Origin of the sequence: Variovorax sp. V213 (genome assembly GCF_041154455.1) — a bacterium.
Lineage (GTDB): Bacteria > Pseudomonadota > Gammaproteobacteria > Burkholderiales > Burkholderiaceae_C > Variovorax.
Genome location: NZ_AP028665.1, coordinates 753,953 through 777,967, shown reverse-complemented (window position 1 = coordinate 777,967; position 24,015 = coordinate 753,953). Strand labels below are relative to the sequence as shown.

The following is a 24,015-nucleotide window of genomic DNA, read 5'->3' as shown; positions in this document are numbered from 1 at the left end:
AAAACTCAAGGGGCGACGAATGCCGCACCCGAGGGGCGAAACTTGGGCGGCCACACGGTGACCCACTTGCCGTTCTGTGCCTGCTTGATCTTGGTGTCGGCCGCGCCGCTGTTGAACTTGCCGTCGAAGCGGCGCGTGCCCAGCACGGTGTCGACCGGATTGGCGCGCAGCCATGCAGCCATGGCCTTGTCGTCGAGGCGGCCGACGCCCTTGACCGCGGCTTCCAGGATCTGCCAGGCCGCGAACTCCGCCGCGGCCTGGTAGTCGACGTGCGGCCACGCGAGGCCCGCGGCCTTCACACGCTCGTTGTAGGCAGCAACGAACTCGGCCGCGCCCGCGTTCTGCGTGAAAGGCGCGTGGTCCTCGAACCACGTGAGCGTGGTCAGGCCGCCCGCCTGCGGATTCGACACGGTCGGCCCTGGCGCGGGAAACAGGTGAAACTGGCGCGCGGGCTGGTAGTCGATGCGCTTCATGGCATCGAGCAGCTGGCCCGCTTCGAGGCCGACCGCACCTGACCACAGCAGGTCCGGCGCGGCATCCTTGATGCGCGCGGCAATGCCGCCGAAGTCGCGCGTTCCGAACTCGTACTCGAGCGACAGCACGGTCTTCAGGCCTCGCCTGGCCGCGATCTCCTGCCCGCCCTTGGCCAGGTCGAGCGCCGAGGGAAACTTGCTGGTGACGAAGGCGATGGTCTCGGCGGCGTGGTGGTGCTGGCATAGGCGTCGAGCAGCACCTCGGTATCGGCCAGGCGCGGCTCCGGCCCCAGCGGGAGCGCCGGAAACTGCATCTCATAAGGCGCCAGGCTCGGGTCGCCGAGGCTGCTCTGGATGAACAGCTTGTTGAAGCGCTGCGCCACGCCCATCGCCGCGATGATCGAGCTGGTGCCATAGGGCCCCATCAACAGGTCGACCTTTTCCCGCGTGATGAGGCGTTCGTACAAGGTGCGTGCATTGCCCGGCTGCGACTGGTCGTCCAGCAGCATGAGCTCCACCTTGCGGCCCAGCAGTCCGCCGCGCTTGTTCAGCGCATCGACGAACACCTCGGCCGCAACCTTGTGGATGCCGCCGACCGGTGCAAGGGGCCCGGTGAGGGGCAGCGTGCCGCCCACCCGGATCGGCTCTGCGCCGCCTCCACCTTGTGCATGCACGGGCAAGCCATAGGCCAGCATCAGTGTGCCGGCCGCGGCAAGAAGGGTTCGGCGCTGTTGTTGAAATCTGGTGATGCTCATCGTTGTCTCCTGGAATTTCGGAAGACCGGCCGGACGGCGCCGGCCGGGCGTGCGGCGGCTGTTAGCGGTATCCGTCTTCGAGCTCGATGGCAAGAGCACCCATGATGCGAACGCCGGAGTTGTACCAACCGATCGTGAGCACCAGCTCGACCAGTTCGCGCTCGGACAGGAAGGCGGCCGCCTTGCGCCAGGTGGGTTCGCTCACGTCGACCTTCAGCGTCGACTCGCGCGCCAGCGCCATCACGGCGCGCTCCTCGTCGTCGAAGAGCGCAGAGCTTTCGAAGTCGGGCACGGCCTTGAGCTGTTCCGCGCTGATGCCCGCCTTGAGGCCATGCGACTGGTGATGCGCGATCTCGTAGGCCGACCCAGTGCAGTGGCCCACGGTGAGGATCGCCAGCTCGCGCAGCTTCGGGCGCAGCTTGGAGCCGCGCAGCGTGTTGGCATAGGAGATGAATCCGTCCAGCGCCTGCGGCGCGTTCGCCAGCGCACTGAAGATGTTGGCAGTGGGCACCTTGCGCTCACGTTCCAGCCTGTCGAACAGGGCTTGATCGGCGTCGGTGTCCGAACGTTGGAGATATCTGACTCGTGCCATGGCGTTGACCTTTCTCGTCTTTATTTCTGCATGGAGAGCGCCAGCGCGTAGCTCTCCAGCGTTTGGGGATTGGGTTTCTCGGCCGGCTCGATGAGCGCGGCGCCGGCGAAGGCGGTGGCTTCGAAGTACCAGCGGGCGGGGGCAGGAATCCCCCAGCGCACATTGGTGCTCAGCGAGGCTGCCTCCCACCTGACGGGTTCGATCTCGATGTCGATGGTCTGGTAGTGGCTGTTGAAGAGTTCCACGCGATGGCCGTCCGGATCGCGCAGATAGACGAACAGCATCCCGCCCGGTCCGTGGCGGCCCGGGCCGCGCTCGACCGAAGCGGCGTAGCCGTAGTTGCCCGCCAGGTCGCAGGCGGTAAAGATGTTGTGCGACTCAGAGACGGTGTAGGCGAAGTGGTGCAGGCGGGGCCCCTGGCCCTGGACGATGGCCAGGTCCAGGCAGGTGCCCTTGCGGTACATGAATGCACCCAGCAGCTTGTCCCCATGGGCGATGTATTCGGAGTTGCGAAAGCCCAGCTTGCTGTAGAACTCGCACAGCGCGTAGGTGTCCGGTGCCAGCAGCTGATAGTGGTCGAGGCGCTGCGCATGCGCACCGGTGAAGCTCTCGACCTTCAGGTACATGCGCGGCAGCGTCTCCATCTGCGCGCAGAGTTCGATCCTGGTGCCGATCGGGTCCTCCACGTGAAGCGTGCGCCCCTGATGCGGAACATCGACCCATTCGGCAGCGAGGCCCTCGGCCTTGAAGAACGCGTAGGCACTGTCCAGGTCTTCCTCGAAGAAGACGCGAAAGCCGATTCGCTTGCAGGTCTGTTCGCCGGCCTGCGACTGCACCAGCACCAGGCTGTGGTGGCAGGCTTCGGCCAGCCCGCGCAGGTAGCAGACGCCTTCGCCCTCCTGCGAGATGACGAGCCCGACGATGTTGACGTAGAAGTCTCGGCTCCTTGCGAGATCGGCGACATGGAGGACGACGTGACTGGCACGCGTGATGTTGAACGGCGGACGAAGATTGACGGCGGGCAGCATGAGGAACCTCGCGGAGGGTTGGATTGAGGGGGAAAGGACTTGCCGCTCAGCCGTGGGCTGGCTGCGCCGCCGGAGTTCGGGCCGCGCGAAGCAAACCGATCTCGGCGATCAGGTCATTGATGGCTTCGAGCGCGAAGGCCAGGCTCGCGGCGTCTGCCAGCCGCCCGTCTTCGATCTTTGCGTTGACGCCCGCGATGACGACCTGGGGCCTGGAGATCACGCGCGACAAGGTGCCGCCGAGCGTGTCGCGCAACTGGGCTTGCGCGCGCACGCCGCCGGTGAATGCCGGCGAGCTGGTCATCACCAGCACCGGCTTGCCCTTCAGCGGAGAGGCGAACGCCGGCCGCGACGCCCAGTCGAGTGCGTTCTTCAGGACGCCGGGCATTCCGAAGTTGTATTCGGGAGTGCACAGCACGACGCCGTCGCTCGAGTCGATCGTCGCCTTCAACTCCCGCACGGCATCCGGAAGCCCGGGCCCATCGAGATCCTGGTTGTACGAGGGAATGCCGTCGAGGGGCAGCAGCGCCATCTCCACGCCCGCTGGCAGCGATGCCTGGAGCGTGCGCAGAATGGCCGTGTTGCTGGATGCTTTTCGCAGACTTCCTGAAATGCCTGCCAGCCTGATCATATTCATGGGGATGACTTTCCTTGGGGGGTGTGACGGGCGGCGTTCATTGCGCGCGGTTTCGAAACGGCAATGCGGACCACCCGCTGAACACGGCGTCGCGGCCCAGCGATTCCTCGATGCGCAGGACCTCGTTCCACTTCGCCATGCGCTCCGAGCGGGAGAACGAACCGACCTTGAGCTGGCCCGCGTCCCAGCCGACGGCGAGATGCGCGATGGTCACGTCCTCGGTCTCGCCCGAACGCGCCGAAACGATGGTTCCAAAACCCGCCTGCTTGCCGGCCTTGAGCGCCGCATGCGTCTCACTGACGGTGCCGGCCTGGTTGGGTTTGATCAGCACCGCGTTCGTACAGCCATCGGCTGCGGAAGCGGCCACGCGCGCGGCGTTGGTCACCAGAAAATCGTCGCCAATCACCTGGCAGCGGCCGCCGTAGGCTGCGGTGAACTGCCGGAAGCCGGCCGCGTCGTCTTCGGCGAGCGGGTCTTCGATCGACAGGATCGGGTAGGCGTCGAGCCAACGGCCGAGCATCGCGCTCATCTCGCCGGTGTCGAGGCTGCGGTCTTCCAGCGCCAGCGTGTAGCGCCCGTCACGGCCGAATTCGGAGGCCGCGATGTCGAGCGAGATGCCGACCTGCTCGCCCGGGCGCAGGCCCGCATCGGCAATGGCCTGCATCAGCGTGTCCAGCGCCTGTTCGTTCGAATCGAAGGCCGGCCAGTAGCCGCCCTCGTCGGCAACCCCTTGAAGCTTGCCTTGCTTCTTCATCAATGCGCCGGCGGCGAGATAGATCTCCGCGGTCCATTCGAGCGCCTCGCTGAAGCTGCCGGCGGCCGGACACATCACCATGAAGTCCTGCACATCGACGCGCCGCGCGGCATGCGCGCCGCCGCCGAAGATCTGCACTTCGGGCAGCGGCATGCGCACCGGCCGCTCGCCGGCGAGATGGCGCCACAGGGGTTGCCCCGCCGCGGACGCCGCGGCGTGCAGCACCGCCATCGATGCGGCCACGATCGCGTTGCCCCCCAGGCGGCTGCGGTTGGGCGTGCCGTCGAGCGCCACCAGGCGCGCATCGATTCCGACCTGGTCGCGTGCATCGAGCCCCTCGAGCGACGACGCGATCTCGCGCATCGAGCCCAGTGCCTTCGCGACATCCAGCCCGCCGAAGCGTGTGCCGCCGTCGCGCAGCTCGAGCGCCTCGCCGCTGCCGGTGGAGGCACCGGCGGGCGCAATGGCGCGCGCCACGGTGCCGCAGGCCAGAGTGACCTCGGCCTCCACCGTCGGCCGTCCGCGTGAATCCCACACGCGCCGCCCGTGAAGCCGCGTGATCCTTGTGTCAGTCATGGGTGTTTCCTGTGTCGAATGGCGTGTCGTTGCGTGCCGCGGCCGAAGCGCCGATCAGCACGAAGGCGAGCGTCGCCGGACGCTCGCTCTTGTTGCGCCATGCGTGGCGGGTGCCGTGCTGCACCACCACGTCATGGCGCCGAAGATGCGTGGAACGCCCCTCGTCGAGCTCGATCCAGATCTCGCCGTCGAGCACGACGGCGTAGTCCACGGTCGGTGTCGCATGCATGCCATCGGGCTCGAAGCACTCGGCCAAGCCTGGGCTGACTGCGAGGTTTTCCGCGGCCGCAGCGGCCGGATCGAAGCCGCGCGCCACAAACACGCTGTCGGGCGGAAACGTGACTATCAGGAAGCGCGTGGCACCCGCCGCGGGAACGATGTTGGCAACGGAGGGTGTCGGATCAAGGCCGTCGAAGGGCAGAGTGGGCACCGGCGCGCTCGCCCACACCAGGCGCGACACCATGCCCGGAACGTGCTGGAAGACGTGGGAACGCGGCACGCGGGTGTCGAGCGCCACCTCGGATGCGCCCGTCCTGTCGTGGCCGGTGACGACGCGGCGGATGGCGAGCGGTGCGCCCTCGCCCGATGAGAGTTCAGACGCCAAGATAAGCCTCCCGGATGCGAGGGTTCCCGAGTAGCGTGTCCTGCTTTCCCGAAGCCACGATGCGGCCTTGCTCGATGACATAGGCGTGGTGCGCCATCTCGAGCGCCTTGTGGATGTTCTGCTCGACCAGCAGCACGGCCACGCCGCGCTCGTTGATCGTCCGGATGATCCGGAACATGTCCTCGACCACGGCCGGCGAAAGGCCGAGCGAGGGTTCGTCCATCAAGAGCAGCCGCGGACGTGCCATCAGCGCGCGGCCGATCGCCACCATCTGCTGCTGCCCGCCCGACATCGAGCCGGCGATCTGATGGCGGCGTTCGCCGAGGATCGGAAAGAGCGAGAACACCCTTTCGAGCGAGCCTTCTCCCGAGGCCCGCGCGTCGGCGCGCCAGCTGCCGAGTTCGAGGTTCTCGAGCACGGTCATGTGCGTGAACAGGCGCCGTCCTTCCGGAACGATGGCGATGCCGTGCTCGCACACGCGATGGCTCTGGACCTTCGCGATGTCGGTGCCGTCGATCCGGATCTCGCCCTTTCGCGTGCGCAGGATGCCGGCGATGGTGTTGATCAGCGTGCTCTTGCCCGCGCCATTGGGCCCGACCACGGCCACGATCTGTCCCGCGGCAACGTCGAGCGATGCATCCCAGAGCGCGGGCGCGTCGCCATGGGAGACATGGAGGTTTCGTACTTCAAGCAGCATGGGCGGTTCCCAGGTAGGCGCCCACGACGCGGGGGTCCTGCATCGTTTCGCGGGGCAGTCCGAGTGCGAGCAAGGTGCCCTGGTCGAGCACTGCGATGCGATCGGCGAGCGCGACCACGGCGCGCATCAGGTGCTCGACGAAGACGATGGTGGTGCCGCCCGCCCTGATCTTGCGGATCATTGCGATGGCGTGGTCGACTTCGGTCGGGGTCAATCCGCAAAGCACCTCGTCCAGCAACAGCAGGCGCGGCCGCGCTGCCAGGGCGCGCGCAAGTTCGACGAACTTGCGCTCATGCAGGTTGAGTGCGGGCGGCAGGACGTCGGCCTTGGCTTCGAGACCTGTGAAGGCGAGCCAGCGACGGGCCAGTTCATCGGGGCTCTCGCCGGCCGCGTCCGGTGCGCCACCGAAGAAGGCGCACAGCCGCACGTTCTCCAGCACCGTCAGGTGATTGAAAAGGCGCGGGATCTGGTAGGTGCGCGCAATGCCGCGGCGCGCAACCTCGTGCGGCGCCAGGCCATCGATGGACACGCCTTGCAGCTCGATGCTGCCGGAGCTGAGCGGAAAGTGCCCGCTGATCATGTTGATCAAGGTCGACTTGCCGGAGCCGTTGGGCCCGACGAGCGCGAGTATCTCGCCTTCCTCGACCTGCAGATCGACGCCTTGCAGCGCCCGGATGCCGCCGAAGGATTTCACGACCGCGCGGCACGTCAGCAAAGGCCTTGCGGTCGTGGCGGCATGGACGGCCGGCGGCTTCATCACGACGACGTTGCCCGGTTCGCTCGCGGTCGCAGGTGCCGATGCAGATTCGGGCGCAGCGTTCTTGCCTCGAGCGAAGCGGCGGAACAGGCTGGGTGCGATGCCCTCGGGAAGAACCAGGATCACGACCACGAGTGCGAGCGCCACACCGGCACGGCCGAGCTCGGCATGCCCACCGCCGACGAAGAGGCTCAGCGCCACGGTGATCAAGGTGGCGCCGATGGCCGGCCCCGCCCAATGGCGGGCGCCACCGAGGATGCTCATGAGCACGACGTACAGCGGCACTGTGATCGAGAAGGTCTCCCCCACGGTGACGTAGCCCACGTAGGCGGCCTGGATCGCGCCCGCCGCGCCGGCAATTGCCGAAGAGATGGCGAAGGCGACGAGCTTGTAGTGCAGGGTGGGTACGCCCTTGACCTCCGCCACGTCCTCGTCGTCATGGATGGCCAGCAAGCCGGCCCCCAGGCGCGAGCGGAGTATCCGGCGCGAGACCGCGAGCGCGGTGAACGCCAGCGCAAGTCCCAGGAGGTAGATGGCCCCCGGCACCGTGGTGCCGAACTGCGGAATGGAGACATTGCTCAGGTAGACCCCGCCGCCGCCGTCGAGCGGCGTGTTGGAGATGACGGCCGCCAGCACGTAGGTCACGGAGAGCGTCAGCAGCGCGAAGAACTCGGCTCGCAGGGTGTTGATGCGAAACACCACCCACCCGATGCCGAGCGCGAGCGCCGCCGCGATCGCCGCCGCCGCGGGAACGGTCAGCAGAAAGGGCACGCCCCATTTGCCGGCCAGCGTGGCCGTCGTATAGGCCCCGGTACCGAAGAACGCTGCGTGGCCGAAACTCCAGTAGCCCGAGTAGCCGCTCAGGATGCCCCAGCTGGTGGCCAGCGCGATCCAGAAGAAGACGACATAGAGGTACGAAAGGTAAAAATCGGCAACGCCCGCATAGGGAAGCGCGATCAGGCCGGCCACTGCCGCCGCCGCTGCGCGCGCTTGTCGTGAGGTCAGAGCCATCTGGGCCTCCACAGCAGAAGGACGATCAGGATGGAGAAGGCGACCAGCGGTGCCCAGGCCGGATTGACCGCCGCCATGGTGACCGACTCGGAGACGCCGATCAGGCAGCCGGCCGCCAGGGCGCCGAGCGGCCGGGCAAGCCCGCCGATGATCACGACCGCGAAGACGACACCGATCCAGGCTTCGATCTGGGAGGGCGCGAGCGTCGAGGTCAGCGCGATGAACACGCCGGCGATGCCGGCCGAGGCCGCGCACAGTCCGGCCAGCAGATACGAAAGACGCCTGGCATTGATGCCGAAGGCTGCCGCGATCGGACCGTCGTGGGCGGCTGCGCGCAGCGCCTTGCCGAGCAGGGTCCGGTTCAGACCGGCCCACGCGGCGACTGCAAGGAGCGCCGCGCAAGCGAAGGCGGCGAGTTCCAGCACGGGCACGAACACGGGCCCGATGCGCAGCGACGCCTGCGCGTAGCCGGACTCGAACTTGCGGTAGTCCGCAGACCAGAGCCACTGGATCAGCGACTCGATCAGGATGGTGATCCCGAACGTGACCAGCATCGAAGCGAACTCGCTGACCTGGAAGCGCACGAACAGCGCGTGCAAGGCAATGCCGACGACGAAGAAGGCAGGCACCACGACCAGCGCCGACAACCACGGCGCAATGCCGAATTGCGTTCCCAGCTGGTAGGTGAGGTAGGCCCCCAGGAAGGCCAGGGCGAAGTGGCTCAGGTTGACGAGGCGCAGCAAACCCCAGCTCACGCTGAGTCCCAGGGCAAGCAATCCGTAGATGCCACCGAGCAGCAAGCCGCCAATGGCCGATTGGGCAAGCAGGGTCGCGCTCATGGTGAGCTCCTGACCCGAAGCCGCAAAAGCGGTCCAGTTCTGTTCATGAAGTATGTCTCCTTGTTTGTGCTAACGTTTGCGCATATTCTGGCAAACGCGCATCCTGCTTGTCAACGGCTTTCAGAAGAAACTGCTTGTAGAGTCTCCGTTGACAAGCTGCATTCCGAAAGCTAACGTTAGCATCAGACATCGGCCACAACGAAAGAAAATCGGAACCACCATGCACATCGCCAGATACGCGTTGGACGAATGCGTCCACTACGGAATCATCGAAAACGAGGGCTCGATCGCTCGGCTGCAGAGCTCGCCGCTCCACGGCCTGAAGCGCAGCGGCGCGATCGATCCGCCCTCGGCCGTACGCCTGCTCGCTCCCATCGAGCAGCCGCGCGTGTTCGGGCTCGGCTACAACTACGTCGCGCATTCGAAAGAAGTCGGCAAGGCGGTGCCGCAGATTCCCGTGCTGTTCATGAAGCCGAGCACCAGCGTGATCGGTCCGGACGAGTCGATCGTCTATCCCGACGACGGACGGAACATCCACTTCGAAGGCGAGCTCACCGTCGTGATCGGCAAGAAGGCGCGCCACGTGTCCGCGGCGAATGCGCTGGGCCATGTGCTCGGCTACACCTGCGGCAACGACGTGAGCGACCGGGTGCTGCAGCGCCGCGAAAGCGAGTTCGGCTGCTTGCTCGCCGGCAAGGGCTACGACACCTTCGCACCAATGGGGCCGGTGATCGCCACCGGGCTGGACCCATCGAGGCTCGGGATCATCACGCGGGTCAACGGCGCCGTGCGGCAGAACGGCACGACCGCGGACCTGCTCTTTTCGGTGCCGGAAATCATTGCGTACCTGAGCCGGTACATGACCCTGCTGCCGGGCGACATGATCATGACCGGCACCCCCGCGGGCGTCGGCCCGATCCAGGTGGGCGACATCATCGAGGTCGAGATCGAGGGCATCGGCATCCTGCGCAACGATGTCGTGGCGGAAGATCGCGGCAACGCGCCGCGCCTGTAGCGAACGGCCGGCCCCGAGGTCGACCATGAGCGGGTGCTGCTTCGTCATTGCCATGCCCATCACCCCGGCACCGGAGAACGACTCAGCGCACCTTGTCCGCGATCCAGCCCAGGATGAAGTCGGCCACTTGCAGGTTGTTCTTGTCCTGCATCATCATGTGCGAGTTGCCCTTCAGGCCCGCGTCGGGAAGCCGCACCAGGGTCGCCCTGCCGCCTTCAAGGCGGTTGATCCGCTCGACGACGGCCTTGCGCGCCTCGTAGCGGGGCTGGCCCGTGAACACGGGTGCATCCAGATGGTCGCCGAAGAGTTCCAGTACGGGAACGCCTTGGTAGGCCGCGATCTGCGCGTCGGTGGGAGCGACCGACTGCGCACCCTCGATGTTGACGACCGCCTTGACCAGGGCCGGACGCAGGCCGACCAGGGCATCGGCAAAGGGCCCCGCCAGCGAATGCACCACGACGATCGCCGGCCCGATGTCGTCCAGCAGCGCCGCGAGCGCCTGCGGCGCCGTGCCCATGCCGCCGCCCTCGAGCATGGCCTCGGCAAAGGGCACGCCCTGTGAGGCGAAGCTCGGGAAGGCCTCGACCGGAAACTGGGTATCGGGATACGCCGTCCCGTGCGATGGCCCGAAGCGAAAGAGAGGCCAGGCCAGCTCGGCCGTCACCATCAACACACTGGCAGGCAATCCGGAGGCACTCCCCTCGGCCTTGGCTTGGTTGATGGCTGTGGCGTTGAAGCCGGAGCGCCCACGCCCGGGCGTGTCGACGACGTAGACGGCATGGCCCTTGCGCACGAAGTAGGTCGCCCAGCCCTCCCGGCCGTCGGGCGTGGTCTCGTAGCTCATGCCGCTCAACCCGCCGCCGTGCACCAGCACGATGGGGGTGGCACTGGTTCTGCTGGCGGGGACGCGGTAGTGCACGTACATCTGGTCGACGGTCACCGTCCCCGGCGGCACGGGGCCGGCCGGCGAAACGCCCGGATGCTTAGAAGTGGCGGGCTTTCCGTTGACGAAGAACATGCCCTCGTCTGCCAGGTTCAGCGGTCCGCCGATCGAGGCTGCGGCGGCCGCCCCGATTGCCCCGTAGCCGACCACCAGCGCGCAGGCCGCGGCGGCGATCTTTCCGTACATGTGACGCATGAAGAGTCTCCGTCGTATTCGTGGTAGTCCACGAATTAGAGGTCGTCAAAGGCGATGCGTCCAACGAGGAAAGCAAATGAATTCATTGGGCCCGCTCATTGATGACCCGTGCCCGCGTGTCCGCCGATTTACCATCGAGGCATGACTTTCAGCCCCAAGACGGACCACGAGCAGAGGCTTGCTGCAATGGTGACTGCATCCGATGAGTTGATGGCGGCTCTGCGAGTCGTCCGCTCGCTCGGACTGCGATCTTGGTGTATCGGCGCTGGGGCCATCCGGTCTCTGGTATGGGACGCCCTTCATGAGTTCGACCAACGCTCGGCCGTCGAAGACATGGATGTCGTCTACTTCGATGCAGAGGCCGGTCCAGAGCAGGATGGCGAGCTCGAGAACCGGCTTCGTTCGGCCATGCCAGGCTTTCGTTGGGAGGTAACGAATCAGGCGGGCGTGCATCGTTGGTTTGCCGCCGCCCTCGGTCAGGTGGTGCCGCCTCTCGCATCCCTGGAAGAAGGCGTTGCGACGTGGCCGGAATATGCGACCTGCGTCGGTGTTTACCTGAACGAGGACGGGGCGCTGGGCGTCGTCGCCCCGCATGGGCTTGATGACCTGTTCGAGCTGCGTGTCCGGCATAACCCGCTCCGCGCGAGCGTCGCAACCTATCGGCAGCGTGTTGCGGCGAAACGGTTTGGTGAGCGGTGGCCCCGGCTTTCGATCAACACAGCCTCGGGCCAAAATGCGGCCTGAGCCAGACATTCGATTGGCACCTTCAATGGCCCACAAACCTGCGACGTTTCCGGACTTCATCGAGACCGCCGCCTGAAGTTTCGCCCGCCAGATGTTGCGGATGCACAGGCGATGTTCGACTCATACACCCAGGATGCAGATGTAGCTCGGTACATGGTCTGGCGGCCGCATTCCTTCTTGGAGACCACACGCGAATTCATTGCCGACTGCGTCGCTCAGTGGGATGCTGGCACCGCCCTTCCGTACGTCGTCGCTCTGAAGTCGAGCGGCCAACTCATCGGCATGCTCGACGCACGTCTTCACGGCCATATCGTCAACATCGGCTACGTGCTCGCACGCAACCAATGGGGTCAAGGCCTGATGGTCGAGGCCGTACGGGCGTTTACTGCCCACGCCCTTGGTGTGCCAGGAATTTTTCGCGTCGAAGCGATCTGCGACGTTGACAACCGCTCTCTTCTACCCGAGCACTGGAGAAAAGTGGCTTCCTGTCGGAGGGCCGCCTTGCCCGCCACACGATCCATCCGAACATCTCCGCTGAACCACGCGACTGCTTTATCTACGCAGCGTGCCGGCTGTAGTGATAGGCAGAATGCAGTCTTGATTACACGCGGACAACGCTCGCTTTACCTGAATGCGTTGCCATCGTCTGGCGAGGCAGTATTGATATTGCTTTCAAGAGACCGGGCGAACCTTCATCGAGATGCTTTCGCTGAACGTCACGCTTGCTTGAAGGAACGGTAATGCCCAGCTCGAATCTCGAAGAAATCTTGGACGAACTCCGTGCACGGGAGCCCATCTTTCATCGTCGGGAATTCGGGACCAGTCGTGAAGATCTTCTCCGAATGACTGCTGGCGACTTCTGGGAGATCGGCGCGAGCGGCAAGATTTACGAGCGTGAGTTCGTTATCTCCGAACTTCTGGAGCGCTACAAATCGCCAGAGCGCGACGATTTAACGTGCAGTGAATTCTCGATCCGTCAAATTGCCGAGGATCTCTATCAACTCAACTACGTCTTGAAGCAGCCCGAGCGATTGACGCGCCGAACGACACTTTGGCGCAAAGCGAGTGCGGGCTGGACGATCGTATTCCATCAAGGGACCGTCATAGCCTGACACGGTTTCTGCCTTGTTGTTGCTCAGCCCGTACGGTGGCAAAAGCCGGCATTGCTTACCATAGCTGCGATGTTCGCTGGCGCATGGTGCGAGCGCCGGCTTGGCAGTGCGCATTCAGGCGTCCTGGTCATGCGGTTCGGGCATCGGCCCCACATAGCGCCCGCGTGGACGGATGACTTGCGCCACACCCAGTTGCTCCAGACTGTGCGCCAACAGCCCGACGCTGCGCGCCGTTGCGAACAGGCCGAAGGCCGCATCGGCAGGAAGCCGGTGGTGAGCGACCAGCGCGGCCAGGGCGACGTCGATGTTCGGCTGCAAACCAGTCAGCTTCGTCACCTTGCCGATGAAGCGTGAAATGACCTTGGGCGGCTCGAACAAGGCCAGCAATGCGGCCGCGCGCGGATCGCCGTCGGGGTAGAGGTGATGGCCGAATCCGGCCGGCGACAAGCCGTTCGACAGGTAGTGGGCCAGCACCTGATCCTCGCCCAGTCGTTCCACCTCGTTGAACAGTGCACGGACGCGGCCTGAGGCATCGCCATGCAGGGGGCCGGAGAGCGTGGTCAATCCGGCCAGGAGGCATGCCGGCAGCGAGGCGCCTGTCGAAGCGGTGATTCGCGCGACAAAGGCTGAACTGGTCAGCTCGTGATCGGCCAGCAGCACCAAGGCCGTTCGCAGCAATTCGGCCACCTTGGCAGATTGCTTCCATCCTTTCGCAAATCGCAGATGCAGCGGTTCGGCGCCCGGCCAGGCACCGAACGCGTTGGCCAACTGGCCCACCAGGTTCTGACCCTCGGCATGCAGCACCCGGGTCAGACGTCCGCCGGTGGAATGTCCGGCAGCCGCCAGGCTGGCCAAAGCGGCGAAAGCCGCGTCTCGCCCAGGTTTTCCGGAGCGCATTGACTTCAGGCAGGAGAAATCAACAGTGCGCTCGGCGCCCCACAACAGTTGAGCCGCATCTTCCAGCGTGGCCGTTCGGGCCATGCTCACGGCGTCCCGTCCCCTGTAATACGGCCGCCCGCGAGAGAACGCACAAAGGGCCGTCGGAATACTGGGCTCCGAGCCGAACAGCGTATTCGCGGCCAGCGTCTCGTGCTTGCGGCCGGCCTGTTTGCGCTTGGCCAACACGGCCACGTCCTCGGCGCGGTACAGCCTGCGTCGCGTATCGGCCGGATCCGGCGCGACTTCCAGCTTGCCGCGGCTCACGTACGCATAGAGCGTCTGAGGTTGCACACCCAGAAGGTTGCACGCCTCGCTCATCGAAATCCAGGAAGCCATGGCCGCGCCGATATAGTCAATTTACATTGATTATATAGATCAATATTGACCAATATGTCAATCCATTACTAGCATGCGTCCGAGGTCGTGGAGAGCCTCTCTCGCACAGCTGGGCCCCGGCCACCGTGAACGAACAGTGAATATGAAACCGCAAGTCCTTCAACTCAATCCCATCCTGATTCCTGCGATCAACGAGAAGCTCGCTTCGCTCTACGTCGTGCACAAACACTTCGAGCTGCCCGATCCGGCGGCTTGGCTGCGCGAACATGGCGCATCGATCGATGCCGTGATCACCGGCGGGCACACCGGCATTTCGCGCGCGATGCTGGAGCAATTGCCCAGCCTGAAAGTGGTGGCCGTCAATGGCGTCGGCACCGATGCCGTGGATCTGGCGTACTGCCGGGGTCGCGGCCTGCCCGTTACCGCTACGCTGGGTGCGCTGACGGAAGACGTGGCCGACCTGGCCATCGGCTTGCTGATCGCGGCTTGCCGAAACCTGTGTGCCGGCGACCGCTTTGTGCGAGACGGCCAGTGGGAACTCCATCCCCAGCCCAGCGCCCTTCCGCTCGCCCGGCGGTTCAGCGGCATGCGCATCGGCATCGTCGGAATGGGCCGCGTGGGCCGCGCCGTCGCAGTGCGAGCGGCCGCCTTCGGCTGCCTCGTCCGCTACACCGACCTGCGCGCCATGGACGACGTCGCGCACCGCTTCATACCGAGCCTGTTGGACCTGGCCCGCGAGTCGGACGCACTGGTGCTGTGCGCAGCCGCGGACCAGGCGGAAGGAATCATCGACGCTGCCGTGCTCGACGCATTGGGGCCGCGCGGCTTCCTGGTCAACGTCGCCCGCGGGCGGCTCGTCAATGAAGCCGACCTGACACAAGCGCTGGCCGCCGGCCGCATCGCGGGTGCGGGCCTTGACGTGTTCGTCGACGAACCGCGCGTGCCTCTGGCGCTGCGCCAGTCCGACAGGGTGACGCTGCAGGCCCACCGCGCCAGCGCCACCTGGGAGACCCGCACCGCCATGGCCGAGATGGTGCTGGGCAGCGTTGCCCAAGCCCTGGCAGGCGAGCGCCCGGCCATGAGCCTGACCACTTGAGCCTCTGCGCTCGCGGCGCAGCGACCGCATCCAAACCATAAAAGGAGACACTCTTGTTCACTCGACACCTTGCGATTCCCCTCCTGGCGCTCGCCCTCTGCGCCAGCCATGCGCCGAGCTTCGCGCAGACCTTTCCTTCCCGCCCCGTGACGCTGGTGGTTCCGTTCCCGCCGGGCGGCGGGACGGACACCGGGGGCCGCGTCATCGCCGAGCAGTTGGGCCGGCGCTGGAGCCAGCCTGTCATCGTGGAGAACAAGGGTGGTGCCGCCGGGCAGATCGGTGCCGACTTCGTCGCCAAGTCCAGGCCCGACGGCTACACGCTGCTGCTGGGCAACATCGGGACGCAGGCGATCAATCCCTTGCTGTATCCCAAGTTGCCCTACGACGCCGACAAGGCCTTTGCCCCCGTGTCCCTGGTGGCCGAGCTGCCGCTGGCCATGATGGTCAATCCGTCGGTCCCCGCGAAGACCGCAGCCGAATTCGTCGCGCTGGCCAAGTCCAGGCCGGGCCAGATGAGCTACAGCAGTTCGGGCGCCGGCGGTGCCCCACACCTGGCAGCCGAGATGTTCAAGGACCAGACGGGCTCCTTCATCCTGCATGTGCCCTACCGCGGCGGTGGACCGGCCATCGCCGATCTGCTCGCGGGCCATGTGCAGCTGTCGTTCATGACAGTGCTGGAAGCGTCCGGCCACATCAAGGCAGGCAAGCTGCGTGCGCTGGCCGTGACAGGCGACAAGCGCGTGCCGGCGTTTCCCGATGTTCCCACGCTCGCAGAAAGCGTGGTGCCCGGCTTCAACGCGATCTCCTGGATCGGCCTGCTGGCACCGGCGGGCACGCCGCAGGACGTGGTGGACAAGATCGCTGGCGACCTGCGCGCCGTGCTGGCCGACGAATCGGTCAAGGCACGTTTCGTGGGTTTGGGCGGCGTGCCACGCGCCGCCTCGCCGCAGGAGTTCGCCAAGCTGATCGCCGATGACAAGGGCCGCTACGCGCAGGTCATCCGCAGCCGCAAGATCACGATCGAGTGAGCGCGACAAGCCGGCCTTTCAAACGACAGACCCCCCAAGAGGAGACATCCATGCAGCTCGCATCCCTGATCAAGGTCCTTGCAATCTCGGCATCGCTGGCCGCGCTGCCGACCGCGGCGTCGGCCGAGGCGGCCTACCCGACTCGCGCCATCAAGATCATCGTGCCCGCTCCGCCGGGCGGCGCGATCGACACCATTGCCCGCGTCGTCGGAGACAAGCTCGCACTGTCGATGGGCCAGCCGGTGATCGTGGACAACCGGCCCGGCGCATCCAACAACCTCGGCACGGACGTGCTCGCCAAGTCGGTGCCCGACGGCTACACGATCGGCATCGTGGGCGGCAGCCACAACACCAACAAGTTCCTGTTCAAGAACCTCGGCTGGGATCCGGAAAAAAGCTTCGATCCCATCGTCTACACCCACGAGGTGCCGCTGGTATTCGCCATCTATCCGCAGCTTCCCGCCAAGACGCTGCCCGAGTTCGTGGCCTGGATGAAGGCCCATCCGGAGGAGGCCAAGGTTGCCACCTCCGGCCGCGGCAGTGCGCAGGAAATGGCGGCCGAGATGTTCCGCATGGCAAGCGGTGCGCAGATGCTGCTGGTTCCCTACAAGGGTTCATCGGCCGCGCACCCCGATCTGCTGGCCGGACGCACCGCGCTCTTCATCGACACCATCAGTGCCATCCTGCCGCAGGTGAAGGCCGGCAATGCGCGGGCTGTGGCAGTGTCGACGCGCAAGCGGACAAAGTCCCTGCCCGACGTGCCAACCGCGGACGAACAGGGATTCAAGGGCTACGACGCCAATACGAACGGCGGGTTCCTGGCGCCGGCCGGCACGCCCAAGCCGATCATCGCCAAGCTGAATGCCGAGATCAACGCGGCGCTGAAGCTGCCCGATGTGCGGACCAAGCTGGAAGCGGCCGGCATCGAGATACAGGGCGGAACGCCGCAGGAGTACGCCGCGGTGATCAAGTCCGACCTCGCCAAATGGGGCAAGGTGGTCAAGGAGGCCGGCATCCAGGCGGAATGAGGCGAGCCGCGTTCCTTTGCGTTGTCATGTCGCCGCCGCTTCGCACATCCGCGCCGGACGCCTGGTGCCCTTGCTCACCCAGCACGGGGGCTGGCCGCATGCGTGCGGCCCCCTGACGCTTTTCGCCAATCGCCCGGAGCGGTGCTGCCATTGCCGCGTTGTCTTGCAACGCCTAGATTGCAGCCCACATGACCTCTTTCCCTGAATCCACGGCGAGCGCATCCAAGGGCGCGCCGCTCGCAGGCGTGCGCGTACTCGACCTGACCCGCCTGCTGCCGGGGCCGCTCGGCACCATGCATCTGGCCGACCTTGGCGCCGACGTCGTCAAGATCGAAGACACCGGCGCCGGCGACTACGCGAGCCCCTCGGTGCGCGCGCTTGTCAACCGCAACAAGCGCGCGATCCGCATCGACCTGAAGCACGCGCAAGGCGTGGCCACGCTGCTTCGCCTGTGCCGCAATGCCGACGTGCTGGTGGAGGGCTTCCGCCCTGGCGTGATGCGGCGGCTGGGCGTGGGCTACGAAGCGGTGGCGGCGGTGAACCCGCGCATCGTCTACTGCAGCATCAGCGGCTTCGGCCAGACCGGCCCGCTGTGCGACACGCCGGGGCACGACCTGAACTACGCCTCGCTCGCGGGCGTTGCCGACCAGATCGGCAACGCCGCGGGCCCTGCCCTGTCGAACCTGCCCGTGGCCGATCTGCTGGGCGGCACCATGACCGCGGTGGCGGGCATCCTGGCCGCGCTGTTCGATGCCGCGCGCAGCGGCCGCGGACGGCATGTGGACATCGCCATGGCCGACGGCGTGCTGGCCCACGCGGTGCTGCCGCTGGCCGGCCTGCACCAGCACGGCCAGGTGGCGCGCATCGGCCACAGCGCGCTGACCGGTTCCCTTGCCTGCTATGGCTACTACCGCACGGCCGACGACCGGCACGTGGCGGTCGGCGCGCTGGAGCCGAAGTTCTGGCACGACCTGTGCCGCCTGCTGGAGCGCCCCGACCTCGCGCCGCTGCACCGCAGCGGCGATGCCGCCACCGAGGAGCGCCTGCGCGCCGAGCTGGCCGCCATATTCGGCGCGCGGCCGCTCGCGCACTGGCGCGGCCTGTTCCACGACGGTGTGGGCTGCGTGACGCCGGTGCTGCGCATCGACGAGACCCTGGAGCATCCGCATTTCCGCGCGCGCGGCATGCGCGTGGGGGGCGATGATGCGGCGGCGCCGCAACTCGGCTGTCCCATCAAGATGACCGGCTTCGAGCCCGCCGTTCCGCGGCCCGCCCCGCGCGCCGGCGAGCACACCGACGAGATCCTGCGACAGGCCGGCCTCGACGCGTCGGCCGTGGCCGAACTGCGGGCGGCCGGCGCCATCGATTGAGACGCTTCCTCCCGCGGGAGCGCTGCCTACAATCCCAACGGCCGAGATGCAGCGGCCGCCCCTCGATGACGCACACCCACCACACCGTTGCCATCCAGCAGGTGCACAGCATCCTGATGGGCGCGCGCCATCGCGGCATCGACGCGGCGCGCGTGCTGGCGCGGGCCGGCATCGCGCCCTCGCTGCTGGAGTCGCCGCTCGCACGCATCTCGCAGCGCCAGTACGCACTGCTGATCCGCGCGCTGCGGCGCGAGCTGCGCGACGAAATCTGGGGCCTGCTGAGCCGGCCGCTGCCGCCCGGCAGCTTCGGCCAGTGCATGCGCCAGCTGGTGCGCTGCGCCACGCTCGGCGACGCCCTGCGCGACGGCTTCGCCGCCTATCACCTGCTGCTGCACGACTTCGTGCCGCGCCTCACCGTGCAGGGCGGCAGCGCGCACGTGCAGTTCGTGCTGCGCCGCGCCTCCGATGCGCGGCTGGACTACGCGGTGAAGGCCTTCATGCTGTTCGCCTTCAATGCCTCCTCCTGGCTGGTGGCGCGCCGCATTCCGCTGCTCGAGGTCGACTACACGGCCGAGCAGACGAACACCGAGACCTCGCGCGTCTACCAGGTGCCGATCCGCTACGGCCAGGCGCACGTCGGCATGTCGTTCGAGGCGCGCTGGCTCGACCTGCCGGTGGTGCAGTCGCCGCAGAGCCTGCGCGAATTCCTCGCCGGATCGCCGGCCAACCTGATCGTGAAGTACCGCGACACCAGCAGCCTCACCGAGCGCATCCGCCGGCTGCTGCGCAAGGGCCTGGGCAGCGAGCTGCCGTCGCTCGAGGAAGTGGGTGATGCGCTCGCCGTCACGCCGCAGACGCTGCGCCGGCGGCTGCGCGACGAAGGCCGCGGCTTCCAGCAGATCAAGGACGAGCTGCGGCGCGACGCCGCCATCGAATACCTGCTGCACACGCCGCTGCCGCTGCTCGACATCGCCAACCGCGTGGGCTTCTCGGAGGCCAGCACCTTCCACCGCGCCTTCAAGCAGTGGACCGGCGTGGCGCCCGGCGAATACCGGCTGACGCACGGCCCGGACCGCTGAGCGGTTTCGCCAAGCCCTTTGGCGCTTCCCGCCATGGGTGCGGAGCGCGGCGCGCCATAAGCTGTGCCGCATCTTCGTTACCCCTCGGCGGCTTCATCGTGTACCTGACCCAAGGCCTGCATCGCGCGCTCCAGCGCAACTCCGACGCGGCAGCGCTCACCCACGTCGGCGACAGCGGCGTGCGCCGCCAGACCCATGCGCAGCTGGTGAGCAGCGTGGCCCGGCAGGCGGCTGCGCTGGCACGGCGCGGCATCGCGCGCGGCGACCGCGTGGCGCTGCTCGCATCCAACAGCGACCAGCTGGTGCGCGCCATCCTTGCATGCTGGTGGCTGGGCGCCGTCGCCTGCCCCTTGAACATCCGCTGGAGCACGCCCGAGCTCGCACATGCACTGCAAGACAGCGAAGCCTCGCTGCTGCTCGTCGACGAGACGCTGCAAGCGCTCGCGCCGGCCGGCCAGACCCCGCTGCTGCGCCTCGGTGCGCTGGAAGAAGAAAGCCCCACGCTGGAGCCCCTGGCCGACACGCGCACGGGCGGCGACGCGCTCGCCGCCATCCTCTATACCGGCGGCACCACCGGCCGCTCCAAGGGCGTGACGCTCAGCCACGCGAACTTCTGGACCGCGTCGATGACGCGCGGTGCCGAGCTCAACAACGCGCCAGACTCGGTGTCGCTGCTCGTGGCACCGCTGTTCCACGTCGCCGGACTTGGCCGCCTGGTGGGCCAGCTGATCGTCGGCGGCAGCTGCGTGACAATGGCGCAGTTCCGGCCCGCGGCGGTGATCGAGGCCATTGCCGAGCACCGCATCGGCGACATCATCGTGGTGCCGAGCATGCTGCAGTCGCTGCTGGACGATCCTTCGTTCACGCCCGAGCGCGTGCGCAGCCTCACGCGCGTCGCCTTCGGCGCCGCGCCGATGCCGCCGGACCTGCTCGACCGCGCGCTGGCCGCGTGGCCGCATGCCGAGTTCTTCCAGGCCTATGGCCTCACCGAGACCGCGGGTGCCGTGTGCATCAATATGCCGGCCAACCACCGGCCCGAGGCGCGCGCGCTCGGCCGGCTGAACGCCGTCGGCCGCGCCGGACTCGGCGCCGAGATCATCGTCGCGGACGAGAGCGGCCGCGAGCTGCCGCGCGGCGAGGTGGGCGAGATCTTGGCGCGCGGTCCGATGGTGATGCAAGGCTACTGGCGCAACCCCGAAGCCACGGCCGCCGCGCTGCAGGGCGGCTGGCTGCACACCGGCGATGCCGGCCGCATGCTGGACGACGGCTACCTGTTCATCGTCGATCGCCTGAAGGACATGATTATCAGCGGTGGCGAAAACGTCTACTGCGCCGAGGTGGAGGCCGCGCTGCGCAGCCATCCCCAGGTCAGGCAGGCGGCAGTCATCGGCGTGCCGGACGCGCGCTGGGGCGAGGCGGTGCACGCAGCGGTGGTGATGGCCGAGGGCGGCGACGGCAGCACGGCCACGGCCGACGAGCTGCGCGCCTGGTGCCGCGAGCGGCTGGCTGGCTACAAGTGTCCGCGCGGCATCAGCTTCATGCGCGAGCTGCCGCTGTCGGCCGCCGGCAAGGTGCTGAAGAACGTGCTGCGTGAACAGGTGCGCGCATGAAACCCGTCGCGGGCGCGGACGGCCGCAATATGTTCGGCCAGGTGCCCTTCACGCGGCTGCTGGGCGCGCGCCGCGAGTATTCCGAGGCCGGCCGCGCGCGTCTCGTCATCGACGCGCGGCCCGAGCTCGGCAACGTCATCGGCGCCGTGCATGGCGGCGTGCTGGTCACGCTGCTCGATGTGGCCATGGCGAGCGCCGCCGTGTCGCTGTTCGACTTTGCGCGCACCGCCGTCACGCTCAACCTCAACACCAGCTTTCTCGAACCGGGCCGCGGCCGGCTCACGGCCGATGGCGAAGTGGTGCAGCACGACGCCAGCGTGGCCTGGTGCCGCGCCTCGGTCACCGACGCAGGCGGCCGCGTGGTCGCGCGTGCGCAGGGTTCCTTCCGCTACCTGCCGCTGCCGCAGGCCGCCTGACCCGCAATTTCAAACGACAGGAGACAACACCATGACGAAGATGCATCGCCGCGCGGCCCTGGCCGCACTGGCCGCCTGCACGCTGGCCGCGCCGCTGGCGCAGGCCGCCGACCCTTACCCGCACAAGCCGATCCAGCTCGTGCTGCCATTTCCGCCCGGCGGCTCCTTCGACCCGATCTTCCGCACGCTGGCCGAGGCTGCCTCCAGGGACCTGGGCCAGCCCATCGTGCTGATGCACAGGCCGGGCGCGGGCGGCGTCACCGGCACCGCATCGCTGGCGACCATGAGCGAAGCCGACGGCTACACGATCGCGGTCATGCACAACTCGGTGATCCGCGCGCCGCTGGTGCAGAAGGTGACCTGGGACCCTCTCAAGGACTTCACCTACCTGATCGGGCTGGCCGGGCTCGCCACCGGCATCGTGGTGGCCTCCGATGCGCCCTGGAAGTCGCTGCCCGAGCTGCTGGCAGACGCGAAGAAGCGTCCCGGCGTCGTCAGCTGGGGCAACGTCGGTGCGATCAGCATCAACCGCATCTACGCCGAGCGGCTCGCCAGGCAGGCGGGCACCTCCTTCAACCTGGTGCCCTACAAGGGCGGCAGCGAGGCTTTCCAGGCGGTGATCGGGCGCCATCTCGACGTCTACGGCGACCCCGGCTTCGGGCCCCAGGTTCAGGGCGGCAAGGTGCGCCTGCTCGCCACCTTCACCGCGGAGCGCCTGAAGCGCTACGACGCGCCGACCGTGAAGGAGCTGGGTCATGACATGGTGATCGAATCGCCGGTGGGCCTGGTTGCGCCGAAGAACCTCGATCCGAAGATTGCCGCCAGGCTGCACGCGGCCTTCAGCAAGGCTGCGGCGGACCCCACCTACCTCCAGCAGCTGGAGCTGTTCGACATGCAGCCCAAGCTGATGACCGGCGAGAGCTACGCCGACTACGCCCGTGCGCAGTTCGAGCGCGAGCGGAAGATGCTGGCCGAGATCGGCTTCAAACCGGAGTGATCGGAATGATGAACCCCATGGACTTTTCCGCATTCGATTTCAAGGGCCGCCACGTGGCCGTGGCCGGTGGCTCCAGCGGCATCAACTTCGGCATCGCGCAGGCCTTCGCGCGCGCCGGTGCGCGCCTCACGGTGCTCAGCCGCTCGGCCGACAAGGTGGCAACGGCGGCGCAGCAGCTCGAGACGCTCGGTACAGAAGCGATCGGCATATCGGCCGACGTGCGCCAGCCCGAGGCGCTGGAACGCGCGTTCGCACAAGGCGCGCAGCGCTTCGGTCCGATCGACGTGCTGGTCTCGGGCGCGGCGGGCAACTTCCTGGCCAGTGCGCTCGACATGTCGCCCAACGCCTTCAAGACCGTGGTCGACATCGACCTGCTGGGCAGCTTCAACGTCGCCCGGCTCGCGCATGCGCACCTGCGCCAACCCGGCGCCTGCGTGATCCAGATCTCCGCCGGGCAGGCCTTCACGCCCACGCCCTTCCAGGCCCACGTGTGCGCGGCCAAGGCCGGCGTCGACATGCTGACCCAGGTGCTGGCGCTAGAGTGGGGTCCGCAGGGCATCCGCATCAACTCCATCGTGCCGGGGCCGATCGCCGACACCGAGGGCCTGAAGCGGCTCGCGCCCACCGACGACACGATGGCCGCGATGGCGCAGCGCGTGCCGCTCAAGCGCCTGGGCCGCATCGAGGACATCAGCCGCACGGCGATGATGCTCGCGAGCGACTGGGGCTCCTACATCACGGGCGCCGTCATTCCCGTGGACGGCGGCCTTGCGCTGACCGGGCCGCGCGACTTCACGGCGGCCGCGGCCGCCTCGAAGCGGGGAGCCACGCCATGAGCCTGCACCTCGCGAGCGCGCTGCCAGAAGGCAACGACCGGCCGCGCAGCGGACCGCAGCGCTACGTGCCCTTCTCGGAGCACCTGGGCCTCGCGGTCGAGCGAGCCGAAGGCGGCGAATCCGTGGTCTCGGTGGCGCTGCGCCCCGAACTGCTGAACAACCACGGCAACGGCCACGGCGGCGTGCTGATGACCTTGCTCGACAGCGCCATGGCGCATGCCGCGCTCTCGCGCGTCGACTACGCGCGCGAGGTCGTCACGGTCGACATGCACATCGCCTTCATGCGGCCCGCGAGCGGGCCGCTGCAGGCGCAGGGGCGCGCGACCGGCGGCGGCCGCTCGGTGTGCTTTTGCGAGGCCACCGTCACCGACGCCAATGGCGACGTGGCGGCGCGCGCGATGGGCACCTTCCGCTATCGCGACCCCGTATGAGCGCGGCGCCAAGGGCGCGCCAATGAACGTTTCGGCCAATCGTTTTGGCCCGATCCGCGATTGTTGATGCCGGCGCGTCGGCCGAGACTTCATCCATCGTCACCGCATCCCATCAGGAGT

At 67.2% G+C, this 24,015-nt stretch carries 26 protein-coding genes; 14 read left to right on the top strand and 12 right to left on the bottom strand.

Annotated features, from left to right (window positions below; all coding sequences use genetic code 11):
* Positions 1 to 5: 5 nt before the first annotated feature.
* The 10 genes from ACAM55_RS28900 to ACAM55_RS28855 all read right to left on the bottom strand — a co-directional run bounded on the left by ACAM55_RS28900 (position 6) and on the right by ACAM55_RS28855 (position 8,720).
* Positions 6 to 689, bottom strand: coding sequence for an ABC transporter substrate-binding protein (locus ACAM55_RS28900; RefSeq protein ID WP_369657496.1), 684 nt, complete (start codon positions 687 to 689; stop codon positions 6 to 8).
* Positions 608 to 1,228, bottom strand: coding sequence for an ABC transporter substrate-binding protein (locus ACAM55_RS28895; RefSeq protein ID WP_369656692.1), 621 nt, complete (start codon positions 1,226 to 1,228; stop codon positions 608 to 610). Before ACAM55_RS28895 ends, ACAM55_RS28900 begins: the two co-directional genes overlap by 82 nt.
* Before the next feature lie 61 nt (positions 1,229 to 1,289).
* Positions 1,290 to 1,820, bottom strand: coding sequence for a carboxymuconolactone decarboxylase family protein (locus ACAM55_RS28890; protein WP_369656691.1), 531 nt, complete (start codon positions 1,818 to 1,820; stop codon positions 1,290 to 1,292).
* Positions 1,821 to 1,840: 20 nt separating this feature from the next.
* Positions 1,841 to 2,848, bottom strand: a complete 1,008-nt coding sequence (locus ACAM55_RS28885; RefSeq protein ID WP_369656690.1) for a VOC family protein — start codon at positions 2,846 to 2,848, stop codon at positions 1,841 to 1,843.
* A gap of 46 nt (positions 2,849 to 2,894) precedes the next feature.
* Positions 2,895 to 3,482 (bottom strand): NADPH-dependent FMN reductase, encoded by a 588-nt coding sequence (locus tag ACAM55_RS28880; protein ID WP_369656689.1) that lies wholly within the window; start codon positions 3,480 to 3,482, stop codon positions 2,895 to 2,897.
* Between the two features lie 37 nt (positions 3,483 to 3,519).
* Positions 3,520 to 4,812, bottom strand: coding sequence for a phosphopyruvate hydratase (eno, locus tag ACAM55_RS28875; protein WP_369656688.1), 1,293 nt, complete (start codon positions 4,810 to 4,812; stop codon positions 3,520 to 3,522).
* Positions 4,805 to 5,416: a cupin domain-containing protein gene (locus ACAM55_RS28870; protein WP_369656687.1), complete on the bottom strand. Its 612-nt coding sequence runs from the start codon at positions 5,414 to 5,416 to the stop codon at positions 4,805 to 4,807. The genes eno and ACAM55_RS28870 overlap by 8 nt, the downstream gene beginning before the upstream one ends.
* Entirely contained in the window at positions 5,406 to 6,113 is a 708-nt protein-coding gene (locus ACAM55_RS28865; protein WP_369656686.1) for an ABC transporter ATP-binding protein, read from the bottom strand. Before ACAM55_RS28865 ends, ACAM55_RS28870 begins: the two co-directional genes overlap by 11 nt.
* Positions 6,103 to 7,881: a branched-chain amino acid ABC transporter ATP-binding protein/permease gene (locus ACAM55_RS28860; protein ID WP_369656685.1), complete on the bottom strand. Its 1,779-nt coding sequence runs from the start codon at positions 7,879 to 7,881 to the stop codon at positions 6,103 to 6,105. The genes ACAM55_RS28865 and ACAM55_RS28860 overlap by 11 nt, the downstream gene beginning before the upstream one ends.
* Positions 7,872 to 8,720 (bottom strand): branched-chain amino acid ABC transporter permease, encoded by an 849-nt coding sequence (locus tag ACAM55_RS28855; RefSeq protein WP_369656684.1) that lies wholly within the window; start codon positions 8,718 to 8,720, stop codon positions 7,872 to 7,874. The genes ACAM55_RS28860 and ACAM55_RS28855 overlap by 10 nt, the downstream gene beginning before the upstream one ends.
* A gap of 220 nt (positions 8,721 to 8,940) precedes the next feature.
* On the opposite strand from ACAM55_RS28855, the gene ACAM55_RS28850 reads away from it, so the two are divergent.
* A complete protein-coding gene (locus tag ACAM55_RS28850) occupies positions 8,941 to 9,735 on the top strand; it encodes a fumarylacetoacetate hydrolase family protein (RefSeq protein ID WP_369656683.1) in 795 nt (264 codons plus the stop codon).
* An 82-nt stretch (positions 9,736 to 9,817) separates the two neighbouring features.
* Here ACAM55_RS28850 and ACAM55_RS28845 read toward each other — a convergent pair whose 3' ends face one another.
* Positions 9,818 to 10,873, bottom strand: coding sequence for a lysophospholipase (locus tag ACAM55_RS28845; RefSeq protein WP_369656682.1), 1,056 nt, complete (start codon positions 10,871 to 10,873; stop codon positions 9,818 to 9,820).
* A 186-nt stretch (positions 10,874 to 11,059) separates the two neighbouring features.
* On the opposite strand from ACAM55_RS28845, the gene ACAM55_RS28840 reads away from it, so the two are divergent.
* From ACAM55_RS28840 to ACAM55_RS28830, 3 genes are all read left to right on the top strand, one after another.
* Positions 11,060 to 11,617, top strand: a complete 558-nt coding sequence (locus ACAM55_RS28840) for a nucleotidyltransferase family protein (protein WP_369657495.1) — start codon at positions 11,060 to 11,062, stop codon at positions 11,615 to 11,617.
* A gap of 111 nt (positions 11,618 to 11,728) precedes the next feature.
* The gene (locus ACAM55_RS28835) at positions 11,729 to 12,358 is read left to right on the top strand and encodes a GNAT family N-acetyltransferase (RefSeq protein WP_369656681.1); all 630 of its coding nucleotides are present in this window, start codon (positions 11,729 to 11,731) and stop codon (positions 12,356 to 12,358) included.
* A complete protein-coding gene (locus ACAM55_RS28830) occupies positions 12,358 to 12,729 on the top strand; it encodes a DUF4440 domain-containing protein (protein WP_369656680.1) in 372 nt (123 codons plus the stop codon). Before ACAM55_RS28835 ends, ACAM55_RS28830 begins: the two co-directional genes overlap by 1 nt.
* Positions 12,730 to 12,843: 114 nt before the next feature.
* Here ACAM55_RS28830 and ACAM55_RS28825 read toward each other — a convergent pair whose 3' ends face one another.
* Positions 12,844 to 14,004 (bottom strand): citrate/2-methylcitrate synthase, encoded by a 1,161-nt coding sequence (locus ACAM55_RS28825; RefSeq protein WP_369656679.1) that lies wholly within the window; start codon positions 14,002 to 14,004, stop codon positions 12,844 to 12,846.
* Between the two features lie 142 nt (positions 14,005 to 14,146).
* Between ACAM55_RS28825 and ACAM55_RS28820 the strand changes: the two genes are divergently transcribed.
* The 10 genes from ACAM55_RS28820 to ACAM55_RS28775 all read left to right on the top strand — a co-directional run bounded on the left by ACAM55_RS28820 (position 14,147) and on the right by ACAM55_RS28775 (position 23,895).
* Positions 14,147 to 15,100 (top strand): 2-hydroxyacid dehydrogenase, encoded by a 954-nt coding sequence (locus ACAM55_RS28820; RefSeq protein WP_369656678.1) that lies wholly within the window; start codon positions 14,147 to 14,149, stop codon positions 15,098 to 15,100.
* A 53-nt stretch (positions 15,101 to 15,153) separates the two neighbouring features.
* Complete coding sequence (locus tag ACAM55_RS28815) at positions 15,154 to 16,128, top strand: Bug family tripartite tricarboxylate transporter substrate binding protein (protein WP_369656677.1); 975 nt, start codon at positions 15,154 to 15,156, stop codon at positions 16,126 to 16,128.
* A gap of 50 nt (positions 16,129 to 16,178) precedes the next feature.
* The gene (locus ACAM55_RS28810) at positions 16,179 to 17,156 is read left to right on the top strand and encodes a Bug family tripartite tricarboxylate transporter substrate binding protein (protein WP_369656676.1); all 978 of its coding nucleotides are present in this window, start codon (positions 16,179 to 16,181) and stop codon (positions 17,154 to 17,156) included.
* A 188-nt stretch (positions 17,157 to 17,344) separates the two neighbouring features.
* Positions 17,345 to 18,526, top strand: coding sequence for a CaiB/BaiF CoA transferase family protein (locus tag ACAM55_RS28805; protein WP_369656675.1), 1,182 nt, complete (start codon positions 17,345 to 17,347; stop codon positions 18,524 to 18,526).
* A 65-nt stretch (positions 18,527 to 18,591) separates the two neighbouring features.
* Positions 18,592 to 19,605: an AraC family transcriptional regulator gene (locus ACAM55_RS28800; protein ID WP_369656674.1), complete on the top strand. Its 1,014-nt coding sequence runs from the start codon at positions 18,592 to 18,594 to the stop codon at positions 19,603 to 19,605.
* 98 nt (positions 19,606 to 19,703) lie between these two features.
* Positions 19,704 to 21,215 carry a class I adenylate-forming enzyme family protein gene (locus tag ACAM55_RS28795; RefSeq protein WP_369656673.1) on the top strand — a complete coding sequence of 504 codons (1,512 nt, stop codon included), beginning with the start codon at positions 19,704 to 19,706 and terminating at the stop codon, positions 21,213 to 21,215.
* Positions 21,212 to 21,631, top strand: coding sequence for a PaaI family thioesterase (locus ACAM55_RS28790; protein ID WP_369656672.1), 420 nt, complete (start codon positions 21,212 to 21,214; stop codon positions 21,629 to 21,631). The genes ACAM55_RS28795 and ACAM55_RS28790 overlap by 4 nt, the downstream gene beginning before the upstream one ends.
* Positions 21,632 to 21,662: 31 nt before the next feature.
* Entirely contained in the window at positions 21,663 to 22,628 is a 966-nt protein-coding gene (locus ACAM55_RS28785) for a tripartite tricarboxylate transporter substrate binding protein (protein WP_369656671.1), read from the top strand.
* 17 nt (positions 22,629 to 22,645) lie between these two features.
* Positions 22,646 to 23,464, top strand: coding sequence for an SDR family oxidoreductase (locus ACAM55_RS28780; RefSeq protein ID WP_369656670.1), 819 nt, complete (start codon positions 22,646 to 22,648; stop codon positions 23,462 to 23,464).
* Positions 23,461 to 23,895, top strand: coding sequence for a PaaI family thioesterase (locus ACAM55_RS28775; protein ID WP_369656669.1), 435 nt, complete (start codon positions 23,461 to 23,463; stop codon positions 23,893 to 23,895). The genes ACAM55_RS28780 and ACAM55_RS28775 overlap by 4 nt, the downstream gene beginning before the upstream one ends.
* Positions 23,896 to 24,015 lie beyond the last annotated feature (120 nt).